The organism is Yoonia sp. 208BN28-4 (assembly GCF_037543925.1).
Classification (GTDB): Bacteria; Pseudomonadota; Alphaproteobacteria; order Rhodobacterales; family Rhodobacteraceae; genus Yoonia.
The window spans coordinates 585556-604998 of sequence record NZ_JBBIFY010000002.1 but is presented as its reverse complement, the minus strand read 5'-3'; the positions used below and the strand labels follow the sequence as shown (position 1 = coordinate 604998).

The window sequence follows — 19443 nt, the reverse complement described above, 5'->3', positions numbered from 1 at the left end:
TCGCAATCACGTCCAAGAGGGGCCGCAGTCGTCTGGCAGAAACGACTGACGCGAATGAGGAGAGCAGAACGTGACCAAGGCAAAAATGCCGGTCATCATTCGTCCGTTACGCCCGGCTGATCAGGCCGCGTGGCGCGGACTTTGGACCGCCTATCTGGAATTTTACGGGTCAACCGTAGACGACGTCGTTTATGCGACAACATTCGAACGCCTGCTGGGAGACGATCCGCAAGACTATACCTGTCTGGTGGCAGAAGCTGACGGAAAGCTTGTGGGCCTGACGCACTATGTCTTCCATCGCCACGCATGGAAAATCGAGAATGTCTGCTATCTGCAAGACCTGTTCGCTGACCCCGCCACCCGTGGTCTTGGCGTGGGGCGCGCGTTGATCGAAGCCGTTTATGCCGCAGCAGACGCCGCTGGAAGCCCGACTGTCTACTGGACAACGCAAGCCGGCAACATGCAGGCCCGTCAGCTTTATGACCGGATCGCTGAAAAGACCGACTTTATCAAATACCAGCGGAGCGTTGCATGAACCGACTTGCCGCTTTCGCGCTATGCTTTGTCACCTCTTGCGCGCCAACGCCGCAAAATATGGTTGATGGTCAAACTGTCGCCACACGTGCCGCCGGATTTCAAGGCGAAATTCCGTCGCTGCGCATGTTCACCGACACGTCAGTCGCCCGACCATCGCGGCCCAACCGCGAGATTGCGCAGGATTTCCTTGATCTGGCCTTCCGCATGGAAAGCGGGCGCAACATCCCTGCCCTGACCCGTTTCGACGGACCGATCAAAGTGCGTGCCACCGGCAATTACGGGCCCACCATGATCACCGATCTTGAGATTCTGCTGGACCGGATGCGCCGCGAGGCTGGGCTGGATATCAGCCTGACCACTGCTGACGACGCCCAGATCACGGTCGAGGCTGTGCCCCGCGCGACCCTACAACGGGCCGTGCCGCGTGCGGCCTGTTTCGTTGTGCCGCGCATCAACAGTTGGGCCGACTTTACCATTGCCCGCCGCACCTCTCAGGTCGACTGGACGACGCTGACAACTCGCGATCGCGCCACGATCTTTGTACCCGCTGACGTGGCCCCGCAGGAAATCCGCGACTGTTTGCATGAAGAACTCGCACAGGCGCTTGGCCCGCTGAATGACCTGTATCGTCTGCCGGATTCTGTGTTCAATGACGATAACATTCACACCGTCCTGACCGGCTTTGATATGCTGATCTTGCGCCTCTATTACTCACCCGCCCTGCGCAATGGCATGACCCGCCGCCAGGTGGCTGACCGCCTGCCCGCCCTTCTGGCGCGGATGAACCCCGCAGGCCAACGCGAAACCCCTGATCCCGCACCCGACACATCGCGCGATTGGATCAACGCGATGGAAGAAGCGTTAGCCAACGGTGCCAGCCCATTTGCCCGCCGCGCAGCCGCCGAGCGCGCCATCGCCTTGGGTCGTGCCTTTGGCTGGACCGGCGCGCGCGAAGGGTTCGCCCACTACGCCTATGGCCGCCTGCAGGTCGGCAACAATTCCGAAGTCGCACTGGCCAGCTTCAACGCCGCCGAACGCGCCTATCGCCGCTCACCCGAAACGCAAATTCACGCGGCCCACATTGCTGTGCAACAGGCCGCCTTTGCGCTTGCTGCGGGTGATGGGGAAACCGTTTTGCGCCTGACAGAAAGCGCCACAGACGTGGCCCGGCGTCACCAGAACGCGGCACTCATGTCGACGCTGATGATGTTTCAGGCCGAAGCGCTTGATCTGATGGGCAACACAGCCGAGGCCGAGGCCATTCGGCTGGACAGTCTGGGATGGGCGCGATACGGGTTCGGCTCAGAGGCCAGTGTGCAAGCGCGCTTGAACGAGATCGCCGCCCTGCGCCCTTTCTGAGTGGTGAACTGACAGGACGACAATGCCATGATCTACCCCCTTGCCGGTCTAATTCTGGGTGCCCTTTTCGGTGCGATACGCGCGAAATCCAAGGGCGGCAAAATGCTTGATCTGCTGCAATGGGGCGCGGTGAACGCGATGATCGGTGGCGTCTTGGGGCTGTTCATTCTGGTCTTTATCGAACGCGCCGCCACGTAAAGCGGATGTTCCTGCCGTTCTTTGAAAATCTGCGCAAGGCCGGTGTGCCGGTATCACTGCGCGAATTTCTGGCCTTTCTGGAAGGCATGAAGGCAGGGTTGGCGACCTATGACATAGAGGCGTTCTACTTTCTTGGCCGCACGATTATGGTCAAGGACGAACGCCACATCGACCGCTTTGACCGCGCCTTTGCTGCCACGTTCGAAGGGCTTGAGGCGATCCCCGACGAGGCTGTTTTAAACGCCGTCGATATCCCGCAGGAATGGCTGGAAAAGCTGGCCGAAAAGCACCTGACCGCCGCAGAAAAAGCCGAGATCGACGCATTAGGTGGCTTTGATAAGCTGATGGAAACGCTCAAAAAACGACTTGAGGAACAAAAAGGCCGCCATCAAGGCGGGTCTAAATGGGTCGGCACCGCCGGCACCTCTCCGTTTGGTGCCTATGGCTACAATCCAGAAGGTGTGCGCATCGGTCAGAACGAAAGCCGCCACCAGCGCGCGGTCAAGGTCTGGGACAAGCGCGAGTTTCGTAATCTGGACGACAGCGTTGAGATCGGCACCCGCAACATCAAAGTGGCCCTCAAGCGTCTGCGCAACTGGGCACGTGACGGTGCGGCGGATGAGTTTGACCTCAATGGCACCATCCGTGCCACCGCCGAACACGGCTATCTGGATGTGCAAACCCGCCCCGAACGGCGCAATGCGGTGAAGGTGCTGCTGTTCCTTGATGTAGGCGGATCAATGGACCCGCATATCAAGGTGGTGGAAGAACTGTTCAGCGCTGCCAAGACCGAGTTCAAGCATCTTGAACACTTCTACTTTCACAACTGCCTGTATGAAGGTGTGTGGCGCGACAACCGCCGCCGCTGGGACGCGCAGATCGACACGCATGAAATCCTGCGCACCTACGGGCCTGACTACAAATGTATCTTCGTCGGTGACGCCAGCATGTCCCCCTACGAGATTGCTTTTGCAGGTGGCGCGAACGAACATTGGAACGCCGAAAGTGGCGAGGTCTGGCTGACCCGCGCACGCGATCAATGGAATTCGCACCTCTGGATCAATCCTCTGCCTGAAAAATACTGGCCCTACACGCAGTCGATTGCGATGATCCAACAGATTTTTGGCGCGGACCGCATGGTCCCGATGACGCTTGCCGGTTTGGAAACAGGTATGAAGTCTTTGGTGCGCTAGTTTTTGCGACGGAAATCACCGCCGCGCACGTTAAATGTCCGACTTAGCCCAAGGCCTGCCATGATCCGCGACCGCATTTTGTTTCTCTGGCAGTTCCACAGGCCGCTTTTACTGGTGTTCTGTCTGATCCTTGGTGCCTTGGGCTTTTTTGGTGTGCGCACGGTCTCTGCTGCCATCTACTGGGCTGATCCGGCCCATCAGGAACAACCCTTGGCCGCATGGATGACGCCGCGCTACGTGTCGCGGTCCTATCAAATCCCACCAGAGGTGCTGGAAGAGGCTTTGTTTCTGGACCCCGATGCCCCGATCCGCCGCGTGTCGCTTGGCCAGATCGCGAAGGAGAACGAGGTCACGCTGGACGTGCTGCAATCGCGTGTCGACGCCGCCGCGGAGGCGCAGAAGATCCTGCGCGACGCCCGCAGATGAGCGAGACGATATTGGCCCTTGTCGCTGATTACGGTGTGGGCATCGTGTTTACGGTGACATTCCTCAGCTGTCTTGCCCTGCCCGTTCCGTCATCGCTTTTGATGCTGGCATCTGGCGGGTTTGCAGCCACGGGTGATCTGTCGCTGACCGCCGTGTTCGGTGCAGCGTTTGGCGGCGCGATATTGGGCGATAACAGCGGCTACTGGATTGCCCGTGGGCTGGGCGACCGGTTTCACGCGTGGCTTGACCGTGCGCCCAAACGCGCGGCCCTGCTGGCCCGCACCAAGGCGTTTATGGCGCGCTGGGGCGGATCATCGGTGTTCTTTTCGTGCTGGCTGGTCGCGCCGCTTGGCCCGTATGTGAATTACGTCAGCGGGCTTAGCCGCCTGCGGTGGATACGCTTTGCGCTTTGGGGCATCGCGGGGGAAATTGTATGGGTCAGCTTGTATGTCGGGCTTGGCTACAGTTTTGCCGATAGCATTACCGAGGTGGCCAGCGTGCTGGGCAACGCCAGCGGCTTGATCTGCGCCGCTCTTGGAACTGTCGTGCTGGGGTGGTGGCTGTGGCGGCTGAGCAGTCGCAAAATGCGTGAAACCGACACCCTGACACAATGACGCCTTGGCCTTTGGCCGCAACACCCCCATATCTGTGGCATGTTACGGTTTACCCCCATTCTTCTGGCCGTTCTTTACGGCTATGCGATGTATCGATTTTCGGTCTGGCGCACGTCCAAGGAATTGGACAGCCAATCCACCGATCTGACCGATCCTGTGCTTCTGGATATGACACGCCAGATGGCGCAGGCGCTGGATTTACCGCGCATCAAAGTCAACATCTACGAGATTGAGCCTGTGAACGGTCTTGCTGCCCCTGACGGGCGCATTTTCATCACGCGCGGCTTTTTCAACCGCTACAAGCAAGGCAAAGTCACCGCCGCCGAGCTTGCCTCCGTTATCGCGCACGAACTTGGGCATGTTGCCTTGGGTCATTCACGCCGCCGGATGATCGATTTTTCAGGGCAAAATGCGATGCGCACGGCACTTGCGATGATCCTCAACCGGTTCTTGCCCGGCGTCGGCATGGTGATTGCAAATGGTTTGATGACCTTGCTGGCGGCACGTCTGTCGCGGTCCGACGAATACGAGGCCGATGCCTATGCCAGCGCCCTTCTGGTCAAGGCAGGCATTGGCACAGCGCCGCAAATTTCGTTGTTCAGAAAGCTCGAAACGCTGACCGGCGCGCGGGGCGCGGCACAGCCTGCGTGGCTTTTGTCCCATCCAAAGACCGGTGAACGGATCAAAGCAATCGAGGCAAACGCGGCGAAGTGGCAGACCTGATCCGGTCAGAACAGATCTGCACACCGTACGCGAAAAATGGGCCGCAGTTTACCCGCGGCCCAGTCGACGACCTGGCTTGATTAGTCTTCGTAGACGGGCTGTTCTTCGAGAGCTTCCATAGTGCTGTCGATATAGACGCGCACATCACCATCATCATCGCGCGTGATCTGCAGCTCATCCATGGTCACGGCAATCGGGCGTTCGCCCATGCCAAGGAAACCGCCCACGTCGATGACGGCGCGGTCCATCTTGCCGTCGTCGGTCAGCAGCAGTTCGCTGATCTCGCCCACGTTCTCATCGCCCGAACCGTATACAACGGCGCCGGTCAGCATCTCTGTTGTCAGGTCTGCCATCTCAACTGTTTCGTAGCCATCACGCTCGACTTCTGGCGCACGCAACATTGTCCGCTCGTTCTCGTCCATGTCGGCTTCTGCGTCGGTCATGCTGCTGTCCTGCATCTCGCGCTCGTAGGACGGAGCCTCTTCAACACCTGCTGCGCTGGCTGCAATCACAAGGAAGAAATCATCGGCTTCGCCGCCCTCAGGGGTGACAAAGTTCAGCTGATCCATAGAGATGGCGACATCTTTTTCGCCCATACCCAGAAAGCCGCCAACGCCGACGATGACATTCTCGACCTGACCGTCACGCGACAGAACGATCTCGTTGATCTCGCCGATGTCGTCCCATTCGGTTTCGCCATCTTCAGGCATTGTGCCCGTGATATCGGATTCGGTCGCATATACGCGCATGCCGATGACGTTAGACGCGTTCAGGTTGCGGCTGTCGTCAAACATGAATTCGGAAAAGGCGGCTGTGTGGCCATCGGCCAAAGCACCGGTTGCAAGAAGGATCGCTGTTGCGGTTGAAGCAAGATAACGTTTCATCTTTGAACTCCTTAAGATGTGTTGCATCGCCTGACGTCTTGTCTGGCGTATGGGCTTGCAACACGGCACCCCAACGAAGAGTTCCGAGAAGATCACAAAATGTATGCGATGGTATAATCTAGATTAATTCACCTTCAGTTTTACCGCTAACCACCGGTATTTGTTGGAACCTTAAACAACGCTTAATCGTTTTCCCAATCTGGGTAACCGCGCTTTTTTCATCAAGGCGCGCATCGACCAGTCATGCTCTGACAGGCGTCTGGCTTCGTCCAGAACCGCCTCGGCGACGGCTGTCACAGGGTCCGGATTTGCCTCCAAAAGTCCCAGCAAGAACATGTCCGGACTGGCGCGGCTGATCCCTTCTTCGGCCAGTATCTGGCTTGGAAAATCCTTGAAGTTCATCGTCAGGATCACGTCAGAGCGACTGGCCACCGCAGTTGCAAGCACGTGGACATCGTCAGGGTCAGGCAGCCATAGTCGCGCGGTGATTGTAGGGTTCTGTGGCACAATCGCCGTCGGGTAGCGTGTGCCAAGAAGGACAATCTCGGACCGCGCAAACACTTCGGCCTCTGCGCCCAGCTTGCGCGTGGCCCGCGCCCACTCTTCCAAAATGCGATCGGACCAAACAGGCTTGAACAGCCCTGCGTCAGCGCAGCCAAGCACCATTTCGCGCATTACCGTGGGATAAAGCACGCAAGCGTCGATGGTGACTTTCATGCCTCCCCCCTCACAGGCGGAAGAACACCGATTTCAGATATCCGCTTTCGGCTAGATGCGGCAGCATCGGGTGGTCCGGTCCGGCAAAGCCGGTGTAGACAATCTGCCCACGCCGCCCCGCACGCCCGATCCCGCGGGCCGATGCGTTGCGGAACTTGGTCAGATCGGCGGCATGGCTGCATGAACACAGACCCAAGATGCCACCCTCGGCCACCAGCGCCGCAGCCAACCGCGCAACACGCTCATAGGCGCGCAAACCTGCATCCAGCGCGTTCTTGGATGGCGCAAAAGCAGGCGGGTCGCAGATCACCACGTCAAATGTCTCACCCGCTTCTGCCAGATCGGTCAGCACGGCAAAGGCATCCCCTTTGCGCGTCTCGAACCGGGCCGATACGCCCATGGCAGCAGCGCCCTTTTCGGCCAGATCAAGCGCAGGCGCGGACCCGTCAACGGCCAGCACAGATTTTGCACCACCCGCCAGAGCCGCCAGACCAAACCCGCCCACATGCGAAAACACATCCAGCACCCGCGCATCCTTGGACAGCGACGCGGCAAACGCATGGTTCGGGCGCTGGTCGTAGAACAGACCGGTTTTCTGCCCTTCCATCACATCAGCCATATAAGTGGCCCCGTTCATCACAGCAGGCACAGGCCCATCCGGTGCTACGCCTGCCAGAACCTTGGTGACCTCATCCAACCCTTCAAGCGACCGCGCACGCCCCGTGCCGTTCATCACGACGGTTGTGACGCCGGTCACCTTCTGCAGGGCCGCGACAAGCGGTGTGATCAGCACATCTGCCCAAGCTGCGTTGGGCTGCACAACAGCAACGTCACCAAAGCGGTCAATCACAACACCCGGCAGACCGTCAGCCTCGGCGTGGATCAGGCGATAGAACGGATCAGCATAAAGCGTGTCGCGCAGTTTCAGCGCACGGCTGATGCGGGCGGCAAACCAAGCCTCATCAATCACCGCCTCGGGATCGCGGTCCAACATTCGGCAGATGATCTTAGAGGCAGGTGTGACAGCCACAACACCCATCGGGCGGCGGTCGGCATCTTCCAGCACCGCCAAGGTGCCAGCGGTCAGATTGCGCGTGCGACGGTCGGTCACCAGTTCATTGGCGAAAACCCACGGAAAACCGTGGCGGATCGCGCGGGCATCGCCCTTGGGTGTCAGGCGCACTGTGGCGGTGATGGCGGGTGTATCTGGGGTCTGGGTCATGCGGCTGTCCCTAGCCTGTTTGATCTGCCAGCGCAAAGGGCCATCTGCGGCATCTCGGCCCCTTGTTAGCGCTAACAAGACCTGATAGACGCCCTACTATAGATTGCTGCACCAAAACGAGTAGGCCAGCCCATGTCACTGCATCCCAAAATTGCCGAAGTCACCGACCGTATCCGCGCCCGCTCCGAAGGGCCGCGCCGCGAATATCTGGACCGCATGGCGCGTGCTGCCGCCGAAGGGCCACGCCGCGCCCACATGACCTGCGGCAACCAGGCGCACGCCTTTGCCGCCATGGGTCAGGACAAGGATGCGCTGGCCGCAGGTCGCGTGCCCAACATCGGCATTATCACTGCCTATAATGACATGCTGTCGGCCCACCAACCGTTCGAGAATTACCCCGCCCTGATCCGCGAGGCCGCGCGGGCAGCAGGTGCCACAGCACAGGTCGCAGGTGGTGTGCCCGCCATGTGTGATGGCGTGACCCAAGGCCAGACGGGTATGGAACTGTCGTTGTTTTCGCGCGATGTGATCGCCATGGCCGCTGGTGTCGGCCTGTCGCACAACGTCTTTGACGCCGCAATCTATCTGGGTGTCTGCGACAAGATCGTGCCGGGCCTGATTATCGCTGCTGCCACCTTCGGCTACATTCCGTCGGTGTTTCTGCCCGCGGGCCCCATGGTCTCTGGCCTGCCAAACGATCAAAAGGCGAAGGTCCGCCAGCAATTTGCCACCGGCGAAGTTGGCCGTGATGAGCTGATGGCAGCGGAAATGGCCTCTTACCACGGTCCGGGCACATGCACGTTCTATGGCACGGCCAACACCAACCAGATGCTGATGGAATTCATGGGGATGCACCTGCCCGGCGCGTCATTCGTGAACCCGAACACACCACTGCGCGATGCACTCACAGTTGCTGGCACAGAACGCGCTTTGCAAATCACCGCGCTCGGCAATGATTTCCGACCGGCAAGCGACATTCTGGACGAGCGGACCTTTGTGAACGGCCTTGTCGGCTTGATGGCTACAGGCGGCTCCACGAACCTTGTCATCCACCTGCCCGCCATGGCCCGCGCCGCTGGCGTGATCCTGGATCTTGAAGATTTTTCCGACATTTCCGAGATCGTGCCGCTGATGGCAAAGGTCTATCCCAACGGTCTGGCCGACGTGAACCACTTCCATGCCGCCGGCGGTCTGGGCTTTATGATTGGCGAATTGCTGAATGCGGGTCTTTTGCACGATGACACGGTGACCGTCGCAGGCGACGGTCTGGAACGCTACACCCAAGAACCCAAGTTGCAGGATGGCCGCGTGGCCTATGCACCAGGCACATCCACGACGCTGAACGAAAAAATTCTGCGTCCACTGACAAACCCGTTCCACGCCCATGGCGGTCTGACACAGCTGTCTGGCAACCTTGGCCGCGGGGTCATCAAGACCTCAGCCGTCGCCGAAGAGCGTCATATCATCGAAGCCCCCGCGCGCATCTTCCACACGCAGGAAGCGGTGAAAGAGGCTTTCAAAGCTGGCACGCTGACTGAAGACGCAATCATCGTTGTGCGCTTTCAGGGCCCGAAATCAAACGGCATGCCCGAATTGCACTCTCTCACACCGACCCTTGCCGTGCTGCAGGACCGAGGCCTCAAGGTCGCGCTTGTCACCGATGGCCGCATGTCGGGCGCGTCCGGCAAGGTGCCAAGCGCAATTCACGTTTGCCCCGAAGCTGCCGACGGCGGCCCCATCGCCAAAATCCGCGACGGCGACATCGTGCGCCTTGATGCCACCAAGGGCACGATCGACGTCATCGATGTCGATCTGGACACACGCGACGTGGCCACAGCAGACCTGACTGGCAACGGTAATGGCGTAGGCCGAGAGCTTTTCGAGGTGTTCCGCCAGAACGTGGGCCTTGCCGCTGACGGCGCTGGCGTCGCAGTCTAGGCGCAACCTCTCGTATCATTTTGCCGAAAATACTCCCGCCGGAGGCCCCCGACATCAGCCAAAGGCACCACCCGAAGGACAATTATCACATGACCCCGATGGAAGCCTCCAACGAAGCCGCCCGCATTTGCAATCTCGCCCCCGTGGTGCCGGTTCTTGTGGTTGATGACGCCAGTATCGCCGCCGATCTGGCCGCAGCGCTGGTCAAAGGTGGCCTGCCCGCGCTGGAAGTGACCCTGCGCACGGATGCCGCATTGGACGTGATCCGTGAAATGGCGCAGGTCGAAGGTGGCGTCGTTGGTGCCGGCACACTTCTGACACCATGGGATGTCGAGGCTGCCAAAGAGGCTGGCGCGACCTTTGGTGTCTCACCCGGTGCGACAGATGCGCTGCTCGAGGCCTGTGCGGCGAACGATCTGCCCCTGCTGCCCGGTGCTGCAACAGCGTCCGAGGCGATGCGTCTGCTCGAGGCCGGTTACACCGTGCAAAAGTTCTTCCCGGCCGAAGCCAACGGCGGCGTCCCTGCCCTGAAGGCAATCGGCGCGCCCATTCCACAGGTCAAATTCTGCCCGACCGGCGGTGTCAGCCTGAAGAATGCAAACGACTATCTGAGCCTGCCGAACACCTTGTGTGTCGGTGGCTCTTGGGTCGCCCCCAAAGACCTGATCACGTCCAAAGACTGGGCGGGCATTACCGCACTTGCCGAAGAGGCCGCCGCCCTGCCACGCTAATTTGACACCCGCCCCGCGCGTCCGCCACGGCGCCGCGCGGGGCCGCTGTCTTTGAGCGCGGCAACAAGCGTCTGTGTCATCGGATGGGTTGCTGGCTGATCAGCATAGCGCGTCAGCAGATGCTGCACGTGGTCCTTTGGATCGGCACCTGCGGGCACACCCAAGGCCCAATCCAGAAAGATTGATCGACATTCGCCAGCGGTAATCCCGTCAATGGCATAGCTTTCGCGGATCAACCCCTTGGGATCAAATGCATCTTTGGGGACCATCAGCTTCCGTCCGTCAGTTTTGCCGTGATGACGCGATGCGCGGCGGCGGCGTAGGTTTCAATTTTACCGGCAAGTGCGGACATGTCATCGCAGTCTGTTTCCCGCAAGATAAGCCTGCGCCCGCCTTCGCCAAGCACATCCGGATCAAGCGTACCCCCCGTGAGCAGTTTGGACGCCGCCTGCAACTGCCAGAAAAGCGTCGCCGCAGCCGAGATGTCGGCCACATCTGCGGCGCTGAGCCAGCCATTGGCGACACCGGCCTGCAATTGCTGCCCTGTTGAGCGTGCGGGGGATCCCGCGCGCAGGGCGGCGGTCTGTGCGAAAAGTTCGCAATCCTGCAACCGCCCCGCCCCGATCTTGGCGTCCCAGGCGCTTGCATTGGCCTTTCCGTCAGCGATCCGTTCGCGCATATCCATGACATCTTTGACAATGCTGGCCCCGGACGCCTTGCGCGACAAAAGGTCTGTGCGAAACGCCGCGACATCTGCCGCGACATCCGCGGCCCCCGCCATGACACGGGCGCGGGTCAGGGCCAGATGCTCCCACGTCCAGGCTTCGTCCTGTTGATAGATGGTGAAGGATTGCAGCGATGTGGCCACAGGACCGGACCGGCCAGAAGGCCGCAACCGCATGTCCACCTCGTAAAGCCGCCCTTCTGACATCGGCGCGCTCAGTGCTGTGACAAGCGCCTGCGTCAGACGCGCGTAGAAGGGACGTGTGGCAAGCGGCCGCTTCCCGTCTGACGCATCAACGCCCTGCGCATCGTAAATCACGATTAGATCAAGGTCAGAGGCGGCATTCAGCTGCCCTGCGCCCAGCGATCCCATCCCGATCACGACAGCACCCCGCCCCGGCTGCGCCCCGTGCTTGCGGGCAAATTCCGACGTCACGACAGGCCAAAGTGCCGTCAGCACCGCTTGCGCCAGTGCCGCATATTGCGCGCCACTCTCGCGCGCATCGCTGAGCCCGCGCAGATAGTGCACACCAATCCGGAAATGCCATTCCTTGGCCCAGCGACGCGCCGCAATCAGGCTGCTTTCATAGTCATGTGTTTCGGCCAGCACCTGCGCAATCTGCGCATTCAGATCTTCCTGCGCGGGCCATGGATCAAAAAACGCACCACCGATGACGGCATCAAAAACACCCGCGTTGCGCGACAGATACTGCGCCAGCGCGGGCGCTGTCGCTGCGATATCGACCAATAACTGCGTCAGTGCCGGATTGGCCTCGAACAATGAAAAAAGCTGCACGCCCGCAGGCAGGCCACGCAGGAAGCCATCAAACTCGCGCAGTGCCTCGTCCGGTTTGGCGGCATCTTGCAAGCGCCGCAAAATCTCGGGGCGCAAGCGCTTGAATATTTCCGTCGCGCGGTCAGATCGCAACGCAGGGTATGTGGGCCAGCGCGATGTAATATCGGCGGCCCAATCAGCCTCTACCGTGGGTGCTGCATCAGGCGCAAAGAACCCTTCGGTCAGGCCGTGCACCTCTTCAATCCGGCGGGTCAGGTCATCCCGCAACGCCGCCACCGATGTGCCCATGAAGGCCGCAAGACGCGCAAATCCGTCATCGCTGGTGGGTAATTGATGGGTTTGGGCATCGTTGATCATCTGCAAACGGTGCTCCACCTCGCGGTGGGCGCGATAGTGATCATAGAGCGTGTCCGCATGATCCGGCGGCACCCAGCCTGCTTTCGCCAATGCCTGCAAGCCGTCCCGCGTGCCGCGCACCCGCAAATCGGGGTCCCGCCCACCCGCGATCAACTGGCGCGTTTGGGTGAAAAACTCGATCTCGCGGATGCCACCGCGGCCCAGCTTCATATTATGACCCTCAAGCGTCAGTGGCCCGTGCAGACCTTTGTGGTCGCGGATTTTCAGGCGCATATCATGCGCATCCTGAATGGCGGCAAAATCCAGATGCTTGCGCCACACGAAGGGCCGCAACGTGTCCAGAAACCGCTGTGCGGCAACCACGTCACCGCCAGAGGGATGCGCCTTGATATAGGCGGCGCGTTCCCATGTGCGGCCCACGCTTTCGTAATACCGCTCTGCCGCTTCCATCGACAAACACACAGGCGTGGTCGCAGGATCAGGGCGCAACCGCAGATCGGTGCGAAAGACATAGCCACCCCCTGTAACATCAGACAGGATCGCCGCCATCTTGCGCGTGACCCGCACAAAAGCTGTTCGCGCCTCGAAATAGTCATCGGGGTCAAAGCGGGTTTCGTCATAAAGGCAGATCAGGTCGATATCGGACGAATAGTTCAGCTCACCCGCGCCCATCTTGCCCATCGCCAGCGCCGTCATGCCACACGCCGTGGCAAGTACGTCAGCCCCCATACCGGGCACCTTGCCGCGGTCCACTTCGGCGGCGACCAGCTTGCGGATACAGGTATCCACGCAAGCGTTCGCGAAATCGGTCAGATAGCCCGTGACGGTTTCAAGCGGCCAGACCCCCGCCAGATCGGCCAGCGCCGTGATCAGGGCCATGCGCCGCTTGGCTTGCCTCAAACCGTCCGGCAGGTCTTTCAGAGCAATATCGGGCAATCCCGCAATCAGGGCATCCATCGCCTGTTCGGGATCATCAACCGCATAGGTCAGCCACGCGCCTTCACGCGCAATCAAGCCGGCCAGATAGGGGCTACACCCAGCCGCACCAGCAATCAGCGGATGCAAGGCGGCGTCCAAATCCGGCAGGGCAGCAATGGCATCTGCCCCTCTTTCCGGATCATACGGATCGGGGCAGCGGGTCTGTCGGGCTGCAATGCTCATGCTGTGGCCTCTGGCGTGTCCTGCGAAAAAATGTTGGTCCACTCCTCACCCGTCTTTTCCCAGATCGACGACACATACATGCGTTCCTGCGCGCCGCCCTGCTGCCTGCAAAATGCGGCGTGGTAGCTAATCAGAGCGTGATGCGTCCCCAAAGGCCGCACCCTGACATCGTTAAGACGATAGCTGGCCACCGTCGCCCCATCGTCCAGCTGACCGACATGAGCGGCCTTATCGGCAAAGCCGTCCGGATAGACGCCCAGAAACGTGTCGGACAAGGCCCGCGCGTCCGCCGTGCTGTCACCAGCAACCAGCGCATCCCACACTTGCACTTCGCAGCGATAGATGGCTTTTTTCAGGTGATTCAACTGGATGTCTGCGGTGTCGGTCATCCGGCTAGGCTAGGCAGCGGCGCGCGGATGAGCAAGAGTTTGAAACGGGTTACAGCGGCGCTGGCCTATGCCGGTCTGGCGATTACCCCGCAAGAGATCGGTGCAGCACGCACCGCTGCCGAAGCCGCTGCTAGTGCCGGATGCGCCGTGGACCAGATTGCCAAGTCGATTATCTTTGCAGGCGCGTCATCAGGCACGGCAATCCTGTTTATCACTGCGGGCGGCAATCAGGTTGACGCAGCACTTGCCAGCGCCGTCGCGCAAGAGCCGCTGGGCAAGGCCGATGCGGCCCTGATCCGGGCGCAAACAGGCTTTGCCATTGGCGGTGTGTCCCCTGTCGGGCTGGTCAATCCGACACGCGCGTTCTGGGACCCTCGTCTGTCCGGCTTCGACATTGTCTATGCCGCCGCTGGCACGCCGCGCCACGTTTTTGGCATCGCGCCGGACGTTCTTCAGCGGCTAGCAGGTGCTACGACGGCCAAATTTACAGTGCAAAAGTAAACTTCCTTTCGGAAATAGAGGCACCTAATACCCTGATACAAAAGAAAAATAAAAGTAAATGTAAAAAACATTTACATTAAGCCTTGCAAGCCATGCTCGCTCTCCCAATATTGGTAATGTGAAAGACCTTCACATAGCAACCGAAACAGAGGAGACATTGAGATGAATACCGCAACCGCCCAATACCCGGCACAACCGACATACCACGCCGAGCGACCAGGCTTTTTCGCACGGTCCGAAGCGTGGCTGGACGAGCGCGGCAAAGGCGCGTGGATCGCGGCGATGGTGCTTGGTTTCATCTTCGTCTGGCCCGTCGGCCTTGCCCTTCTTGCCTATATGATCTGGAGCAAACGTATGTTCAACAAATCCTGCAATTCCATGACCCGTAGCCGTGCGCACAGCCTGCGCAGCGCCATGAAATCCTCTGGCAACAGCACGTTTGATGCCTACAAAGAGGACACACTGCGCCGCCTTGAAGAAGAGCAGACAAACTTCGAGAACTTCCTTGAGCGTCTGCGCGAAGCCAAGGACAAAGCCGAGTTCGACCAGTTCATGAACGAACGTGCCCGCAAGACAGACGACAGCGACGACGCCGCCGCCTGATTGAGACGCGCATAACGTCCCGGACCCTCCCATAAGTCCGCAAATGGCCCTTGCATCCGTGCGGGGGCCGCACCACATCAAACCCGTTCGCAAGGGAAAGATCGCAATGCACGACCGCTCATACATGACATCCGCCCTGCCCGACCCCGATCAGCGCCCCGAATTTTATGCAGGCGTTGCACCCAAGCGGGCGATGGCGTGGGTGATCGATATGATCCTGTCCGCGATAATCGCAGCGATTGTGGTGCCGTTCACATTTTTCATCGCGATCTTCTTTTTCCCGTTCCTGATGCTGACGGTGAACCTAGTTTTGCGCTGGGTGACGCTGGCGATCTGGGGTGCGACCCCGGGCATGTGCCTGATGGCGCTGGAAATGCGCAATAGCGACGGCGCGCATCCTGATGCCATGACTGCGTTCTTGCACGCGTCAGGCAGCACTGTCGTTTTTTCGATCTTTCCGCTGCATCTTGTCTCGATGGGCCTGATCCTTGTGGATGATCGCAGGCAGGGTCTGGTGGACAAAGCGCTGCAAACCGTGATCCATAACCGCGCCTATCAGCCCGCCTGACCTACTGGGGGTTGGCGCTACGTAAACCAGTTGCTAACGTCGCAGTGATAACCAAGACTGGGCCCCATGCGTCATACACTTCCCATTGCACCACAGTTTTATGTGACCGCTCCGCAGCCCTGCCCCTACCTTGAGGGTCGGATGGAACGTAAGCTGTTCACCGCCCTGCAAGGCGAAGGCGCACCGCGTTTGAATGATGCATTGTCCAAGCAAGGGTTTCGCCGTTCGCAAAACGTGCTTTACCGCCCGTCCTGCGCTGATTGTGCAGCTTGCATGTCGGCCCGCATCAAGGTGGCCGATTTTGCGCCATCACGCAGTCAGCGCCGTGTTGCTGCGCGCAATGCCGATCTGATACGCCGCCCGATGTCGCCATGGGCGACAGAAGACCAATACGATCTGTTCCGGCGCTATCTGGATGGTCGCCACTCTGACGGTGGCATGGCTGACATGGACATGTTCGAATTCGCCGCCATGGTCGAGGAAACGCCGATCCGCTCGCGCCTGATCGAATACAGCACCAATGACAAAGACACCGGCATCGCGGCCGTCTGCCTGACAGACATCCTCGATGATGGTCTGAGCATGGTCTATTCCTTCTTTGATCCCGACCTGACCAAAGCGTCGCTTGGCACCTACGTGATCCTTGATCACATCGCCATCGCGCAGGAACTGGGTCTGCCTTATGTCTATCTGGGCTACTGGGTGCCCGGCAGCCCCAAGATGGATTACAAGGCCAAGTTCAAAGGGCTTGAGATTTACCACAATCGCACGTGGACAACGCTGGGCGATCCGGCAGAGTTTGATACGCAGGGTCACCCGCTTTCAACCGATCCGATTGCAGAACAGGTGGCACGTATCTCCTTGCCCGACAGCCGCCCGATCAGGTAGACGCAGGGCAACGCCCCACCTGACAGGACCTTTCGAACATGACCGATAAAATCCGCGTTGTATTGTCCAGCGATCACGCTGCCATTGATCTGCGTCAGGCCATTGCCGCGCATATCCAGACCATGGGGTTTGAGGCAATTGATATCGGCCCGACAACTACCGAAAGCACCCACTACCCCAAGCACGGTGAGGCAGCAGCCCGCATGATCGCCAAGGGCGAGGCCGATCTGGGCATCATCATCTGCGGCACAGGCCAAGGGATCATGATGGCCGCCAATAAGGTGCACGGCATTCGTTGCGGCGTGTGCCACGATACGTTCTCGGCGGCCATGATCCGCGCGCACAACGACGCGCAAATGCTGGCCATGGGCGCACGTGTCATCGGCGAAGGACTTGCGCTTGAGGTGGTTGATGCCTTCCTCAAAACCGCGTTTGAAGGGGGCCGCCACGCAACCCGTGTGGATATGATCAAAGCTATCGAAGCCTAGTCACTGCGATCAAGACGTAAAAAGGCCCGCCGGTTATTGCGGGCCTTTTGCGTTTCGGGGTCAGGCTGATCAGTTCAGCAGGTTCGGGACAATCGTCACAACAGTCGGGAACCAGTAAAGCAGCAACAGCCCCACCACCTGAATAACGATGAACGGCAGCACACCGCGATAGATCTGGCCCGTTGTGATCTCTTTCGGGGCCACACCGCGCAGGTAGAACAGTGCAAAGCCGAACGGCGGCGTCAGGAACGATGTCTGTAGGTTCACAGCGATCATGATTGTCACCCACTTGGGATCAAACGTGCCGCCGTAGATGACGGGACCCACAATCGGGATCACGATGTAGATGATCTCAAGGAAATCAAGCACAAAGCCCAGCACGAACAACACCAGCATGACGATCAGGAAGACCTGAATTTCGCTGTCGAACGACCGCAGGAACTGCTGGATATGGTGTTCGCCACCAAACGAGATCAGCACAAGGTTCAGCAGTTGCGAGCCGATCAGGATGGTGAATACCATCGACGTCACCTTGGCCGTTTCACGCACCACTGGCGACAGGACACCACCGGTAAACAGGGTCCAGCACGACCACAGCAGCCCGAACATGGCAAACAGGAACGCACCAAACGCCACAAGGAAGGCGAACCGGTTTTCCAGCAGGACAACTTCTTGTCCCATGCGCATGTCAAAGTTGGTGCCGATGATCAGCATGATGACGATTGCCGCCGCCGTCCAAAGCACGACAGCGCCGGACCGGCCTTGATCCTGCAATTTGCGGAATGTCGCCAGCAGGATCGCACCACCCGCACCGAGTGCCGCAGCCGGCGTCGGGTTGGTGATACCGCCAAGGATCGACCCCAGCACAGCGATAATCAGGACCAACGGCGGAAAGACCACGCGGATAATCTCGTTCTGGAACATCCGCGCAGAGGCGTGTTTAAGGCCATAGAAGATGGCGATCAACGGCAAGGCGATCAACACCAGAGTTGTCCCCGGTGATGTCGTCGGTCCGACAAAAGCGGCATCAACAAACAGCATGGCCAGAACACCAGCCGCACCTGCAATCAGCGGTGCGGGGTTGGCCGACGGGGCCACGCCGCGCCCAAGTGCAAGTGCCAGAGCGGCCAACAGGGCCAGCAACGCGATGCCAGTACCAAGCGGGGCAGCATCCGCAATCTTGTCCTGCACAGCCTGCGCGCGTTCTTCCTCGGTCAATTCGCGGGCTTGTTCAACGCCACCAGCGTCGGTGATTGCCGACTGTTCTGCGACGGCTGTGTCCCACGCCTCTTGACCGTGCAGTTCGATCATGGAGGCGGCGCAGTCCTCGCTGACGTTGGTGCGCAAGGATGCGGTTTGGCCCGCGTCTGTGAAGGAATCCACCAAGACCGATTGGTCACCGCGAATGTTGACTGATCCCAGCGCGATGAACAGCGCGATCAGCGCCACAGGTGCCGCAAGGAACCAGAACAGCGCGTCATTGCGTGTGATGACCTCCCTGCCCGCGCTGCCACCCAGTTCGACAGCAGGCGCTTTGGACGGGTTCAACAGCGCGTAGCCAAAGGCGTAGGCTGCATAAAGGAACGCCAGCAGGATGCCCGGCAACAAAGCGGCCTGAAACAGCGTGCCGACCGATACCACCGCAGGCTCGCCCAGAAATGTCAGCGCGTCGGTGCATCCGGCCAGTTGTGCGCGATCCTCTTGGGCGGCGGAATAGAGATCGCCGGCCAGCGTGCCCAACAGAACGATCACAATAGACGGCGGAATGATCTGCCCCAACGTACCCGAGGCCGCAATGACACCGGTTGAAAGCTCTGGCGAGTAGCCGTTTTTCAACATGGTCGGCAGCGCCAGCAAGCCCATGGTGACAACAGTCGCACCGACGATACCTGTCGACGCCGCCAAGAAAGCACCCACAATAACAATGGAAACGGCAAGACCACCCGGCAACGGGCCAAACACCTTTGCCATCGTTGTCAGCAATTCGTCTGCAATACGCGACCGTTCCAGCACGATGCCCATCATGACGAACATCAGCACCGCCAGCAAAGTCTCGATCGACTGACCCGCCAGCACGCGTTCGTTCATACGGTTGACCAAGAAGCCCACGTTGCGGTCCAGCGCCACTTCCCACCCTTGCGGGAACAGTTCGGATGCGTAACGCGGCAAATCAGGATTTCGGAAGACCGATATCGCTTCGGGCCTGACGCCTTCGGCAATCAGTGCGGCATATTCCGGCGTGGTCGTGTCGACGGCCATGTGAATAAGGTAGCCGCTGGTATCCAGCGCCGCGATAATCGCAAACGAAATGACCGCAGAGCCACCGATTGCAAAGGCCACAGGAAAGCCTGACAGGATGCCCGCAAAGAGCGTCAGGAACACAATGATAATGCCGAGCTCGACGCCATCTATACCAAAAAGCATGGG

At 59.7% G+C, this 19443-nt stretch carries 21 protein-coding genes; 14 read left to right on the top strand and 7 right to left on the bottom strand.

Annotation, left to right across the window (positions count from 1 at the left end; genetic code table 11):
* Nucleotides 1-85 precede the first annotated feature (85 nt).
* From V8J84_RS09195 to V8J84_RS09165, 7 genes are read left to right on the top strand one after another with little or no spacing between them, the layout of a single operon-like run.
* Nucleotides 86-535, top strand: a complete 450-nt coding sequence (locus V8J84_RS09195; protein ID WP_339930715.1) for a GNAT family N-acetyltransferase — start codon at nt 86-88, stop codon at nt 533-535.
* Nucleotides 532-1896: a DUF2927 domain-containing protein gene (locus V8J84_RS09190; RefSeq protein WP_339930298.1), complete on the top strand. Its 1365-nt coding sequence runs from the start codon at nt 532-534 to the stop codon at nt 1894-1896. Before V8J84_RS09195 ends, V8J84_RS09190 begins: the two co-directional genes overlap by 4 nt.
* Nucleotides 1897-1923: 27 nt before the next feature.
* Nucleotides 1924-2094 carry a hypothetical protein gene (locus V8J84_RS09185; protein WP_339930296.1) on the top strand — a complete coding sequence of 57 codons (171 nt, stop codon included), beginning with the start codon at nt 1924-1926 and terminating at the stop codon, nt 2092-2094.
* Between the two features lie 5 nt (nt 2095-2099).
* A complete protein-coding gene (locus V8J84_RS09180) occupies nt 2100-3287 on the top strand; it encodes a vWA domain-containing protein (RefSeq protein WP_339930294.1) in 1188 nt (395 codons plus the stop codon).
* A gap of 60 nt (nt 3288-3347) precedes the next feature.
* Entirely contained in the window at nt 3348-3713 is a 366-nt protein-coding gene (locus V8J84_RS09175; protein WP_339930292.1) for a hypothetical protein, read from the top strand.
* A complete protein-coding gene (locus V8J84_RS09170; RefSeq protein WP_339930290.1) occupies nt 3710-4327 on the top strand; it encodes a DedA family protein in 618 nt (205 codons plus the stop codon). Before V8J84_RS09175 ends, V8J84_RS09170 begins: the two co-directional genes overlap by 4 nt.
* A gap of 39 nt (nt 4328-4366) precedes the next feature.
* Nucleotides 4367-5050 (top strand): M48 family metallopeptidase, encoded by a 684-nt coding sequence (locus tag V8J84_RS09165; protein ID WP_339930288.1) that lies wholly within the window; start codon nt 4367-4369, stop codon nt 5048-5050.
* A gap of 80 nt (nt 5051-5130) precedes the next feature.
* On the opposite strand, the gene V8J84_RS09160 is transcribed toward V8J84_RS09165, so the two are convergent.
* From V8J84_RS09160 to V8J84_RS09150, 3 genes are all read right to left on the bottom strand, one after another.
* Nucleotides 5131-5934 (bottom strand): PRC-barrel domain-containing protein, encoded by an 804-nt coding sequence (locus V8J84_RS09160; RefSeq protein ID WP_339930286.1) that lies wholly within the window; start codon nt 5932-5934, stop codon nt 5131-5133.
* Between the two features lie 171 nt (nt 5935-6105).
* Nucleotides 6106-6651 (bottom strand): RSP_2648 family PIN domain-containing protein, encoded by a 546-nt coding sequence (locus tag V8J84_RS09155; protein ID WP_339930284.1) that lies wholly within the window; start codon nt 6649-6651, stop codon nt 6106-6108.
* A 10-nt stretch (nt 6652-6661) separates the two neighbouring features.
* Nucleotides 6662-7873, bottom strand: a complete 1212-nt coding sequence (locus V8J84_RS09150) for an RSP_2647 family RNA methyltransferase (protein WP_339930282.1) — start codon at nt 7871-7873, stop codon at nt 6662-6664.
* A 132-nt stretch (nt 7874-8005) separates the two neighbouring features.
* Here V8J84_RS09150 and edd point away from each other — a divergent pair, with 132 nt between their 5' ends.
* Complete coding sequence (gene edd / locus V8J84_RS09145; protein ID WP_339930280.1) at nt 8006-9811, top strand: phosphogluconate dehydratase; 1806 nt, start codon at nt 8006-8008, stop codon at nt 9809-9811.
* A gap of 89 nt (nt 9812-9900) precedes the next feature.
* Nucleotides 9901-10542: a bifunctional 4-hydroxy-2-oxoglutarate aldolase/2-dehydro-3-deoxy-phosphogluconate aldolase gene (eda, locus tag V8J84_RS09140; protein WP_339930279.1), complete on the top strand. Its 642-nt coding sequence runs from the start codon at nt 9901-9903 to the stop codon at nt 10540-10542.
* Here the strand turns inward: eda and V8J84_RS09135 are convergent.
* The 3 genes from V8J84_RS09135 to V8J84_RS09125 are packed head-to-tail and all read right to left on the bottom strand — an operon-like array spanning nt 10539 to nt 13968.
* Entirely contained in the window at nt 10539-10811 is a 273-nt protein-coding gene (locus V8J84_RS09135; protein WP_339930277.1) for a hypothetical protein, read from the bottom strand. The genes eda and V8J84_RS09135 overlap by 4 nt on opposite strands.
* Nucleotides 10811-13579: a glutamine-synthetase adenylyltransferase gene (locus V8J84_RS09130; RefSeq protein WP_339930275.1), complete on the bottom strand. Its 2769-nt coding sequence runs from the start codon at nt 13577-13579 to the stop codon at nt 10811-10813. The genes V8J84_RS09135 and V8J84_RS09130 overlap by 1 nt, the downstream gene beginning before the upstream one ends.
* Nucleotides 13576-13968 (bottom strand): nuclear transport factor 2 family protein, encoded by a 393-nt coding sequence (locus tag V8J84_RS09125; protein WP_339930273.1) that lies wholly within the window; start codon nt 13966-13968, stop codon nt 13576-13578. The genes V8J84_RS09130 and V8J84_RS09125 overlap by 4 nt, the downstream gene beginning before the upstream one ends.
* A gap of 27 nt (nt 13969-13995) precedes the next feature.
* Here V8J84_RS09125 and V8J84_RS09120 point away from each other — a divergent pair, with 27 nt between their 5' ends.
* The 5 genes from V8J84_RS09120 to rpiB all read left to right on the top strand — a co-directional run bounded on the left by V8J84_RS09120 (nt 13996) and on the right by rpiB (nt 17016).
* The gene (locus V8J84_RS09120) at nt 13996-14469 is read left to right on the top strand and encodes a YbaK/EbsC family protein (protein WP_339930271.1); all 474 of its coding nucleotides are present in this window, start codon (nt 13996-13998) and stop codon (nt 14467-14469) included.
* A gap of 162 nt (nt 14470-14631) precedes the next feature.
* Nucleotides 14632-15072 carry a DUF2852 domain-containing protein gene (locus V8J84_RS09115; protein WP_339930269.1) on the top strand — a complete coding sequence of 147 codons (441 nt, stop codon included), beginning with the start codon at nt 14632-14634 and terminating at the stop codon, nt 15070-15072.
* Nucleotides 15073-15178: 106 nt separating this feature from the next.
* Nucleotides 15179-15640, top strand: coding sequence for an RDD family protein (locus V8J84_RS09110; RefSeq protein ID WP_339930267.1), 462 nt, complete (start codon nt 15179-15181; stop codon nt 15638-15640).
* Between the two features lie 66 nt (nt 15641-15706).
* A complete protein-coding gene (locus V8J84_RS09105; protein ID WP_339930265.1) occupies nt 15707-16528 on the top strand; it encodes an arginyltransferase in 822 nt (273 codons plus the stop codon).
* A 38-nt stretch (nt 16529-16566) separates the two neighbouring features.
* Nucleotides 16567-17016, top strand: coding sequence for a ribose 5-phosphate isomerase B (gene rpiB, locus V8J84_RS09100; protein ID WP_339930263.1), 450 nt, complete (start codon nt 16567-16569; stop codon nt 17014-17016).
* 69 nt (nt 17017-17085) lie between these two features.
* Here rpiB and V8J84_RS09095 read toward each other — a convergent pair whose 3' ends face one another.
* Entirely contained in the window at nt 17086-19440 is a 2355-nt protein-coding gene (locus tag V8J84_RS09095; protein ID WP_339930261.1) for a TRAP transporter large permease, read from the bottom strand.
* Nucleotides 19441-19443: the final 3 nt, after the last annotated feature.

Bases quoted from the DNA above. Each gene is read 5' to 3' on its own strand.
- V8J84_RS09195 (WP_339930715.1), top strand. From the start codon at position 86: ATGCCGGTCATCATTCGTCCGTTACGCCCGGCTGATCAGGCCGCGTGG.
- V8J84_RS09190 (WP_339930298.1), top strand. From the start codon at position 532: ATGAACCGACTTGCCGCTTTCGCGCTATGCTTTGTCACCTCTTGCGCG.
- V8J84_RS09185 (WP_339930296.1), top strand. From the start codon at position 1,924: ATGATCTACCCCCTTGCCGGTCTAATTCTGGGTGCCCTTTTCGGTGCG.
- V8J84_RS09180 (WP_339930294.1), top strand. From the start codon at position 2,100: ATGTTCCTGCCGTTCTTTGAAAATCTGCGCAAGGCCGGTGTGCCGGTA.
- V8J84_RS09175 (WP_339930292.1), top strand. From the start codon at position 3,348: ATGATCCGCGACCGCATTTTGTTTCTCTGGCAGTTCCACAGGCCGCTT.
- V8J84_RS09170 (WP_339930290.1), top strand. From the start codon at position 3,710: ATGAGCGAGACGATATTGGCCCTTGTCGCTGATTACGGTGTGGGCATC.
- V8J84_RS09165 (WP_339930288.1), top strand. From the start codon at position 4,367: ATGTTACGGTTTACCCCCATTCTTCTGGCCGTTCTTTACGGCTATGCG.
- V8J84_RS09160 (WP_339930286.1), bottom strand. From the start codon at position 5,934: ATGAAACGTTATCTTGCTTCAACCGCAACAGCGATCCTTCTTGCAACC.
- V8J84_RS09155 (WP_339930284.1), bottom strand. From the start codon at position 6,651: ATGAAAGTCACCATCGACGCTTGCGTGCTTTATCCCACGGTAATGCGC.
- V8J84_RS09150 (WP_339930282.1), bottom strand. From the start codon at position 7,873: ATGACCCAGACCCCAGATACACCCGCCATCACCGCCACAGTGCGCCTG.
- edd (WP_339930280.1), top strand. From the start codon at position 8,006: ATGTCACTGCATCCCAAAATTGCCGAAGTCACCGACCGTATCCGCGCC.
- eda (WP_339930279.1), top strand. From the start codon at position 9,901: ATGACCCCGATGGAAGCCTCCAACGAAGCCGCCCGCATTTGCAATCTC.
- V8J84_RS09135 (WP_339930277.1), bottom strand. From the start codon at position 10,811: ATGGTCCCCAAAGATGCATTTGATCCCAAGGGGTTGATCCGCGAAAGC.
- V8J84_RS09130 (WP_339930275.1), bottom strand. From the start codon at position 13,579: ATGAGCATTGCAGCCCGACAGACCCGCTGCCCCGATCCGTATGATCCG.
- V8J84_RS09125 (WP_339930273.1), bottom strand. From the start codon at position 13,968: ATGACCGACACCGCAGACATCCAGTTGAATCACCTGAAAAAAGCCATC.
- V8J84_RS09120 (WP_339930271.1), top strand. From the start codon at position 13,996: ATGAGCAAGAGTTTGAAACGGGTTACAGCGGCGCTGGCCTATGCCGGT.
- V8J84_RS09115 (WP_339930269.1), top strand. From the start codon at position 14,632: ATGAATACCGCAACCGCCCAATACCCGGCACAACCGACATACCACGCC.
- V8J84_RS09110 (WP_339930267.1), top strand. From the start codon at position 15,179: ATGCACGACCGCTCATACATGACATCCGCCCTGCCCGACCCCGATCAG.
- V8J84_RS09105 (WP_339930265.1), top strand. From the start codon at position 15,707: ATGCGTCATACACTTCCCATTGCACCACAGTTTTATGTGACCGCTCCG.
- rpiB (WP_339930263.1), top strand. From the start codon at position 16,567: ATGACCGATAAAATCCGCGTTGTATTGTCCAGCGATCACGCTGCCATT.
- V8J84_RS09095 (WP_339930261.1), bottom strand. From the start codon at position 19,440: ATGCTTTTTGGTATAGATGGCGTCGAGCTCGGCATTATCATTGTGTTC.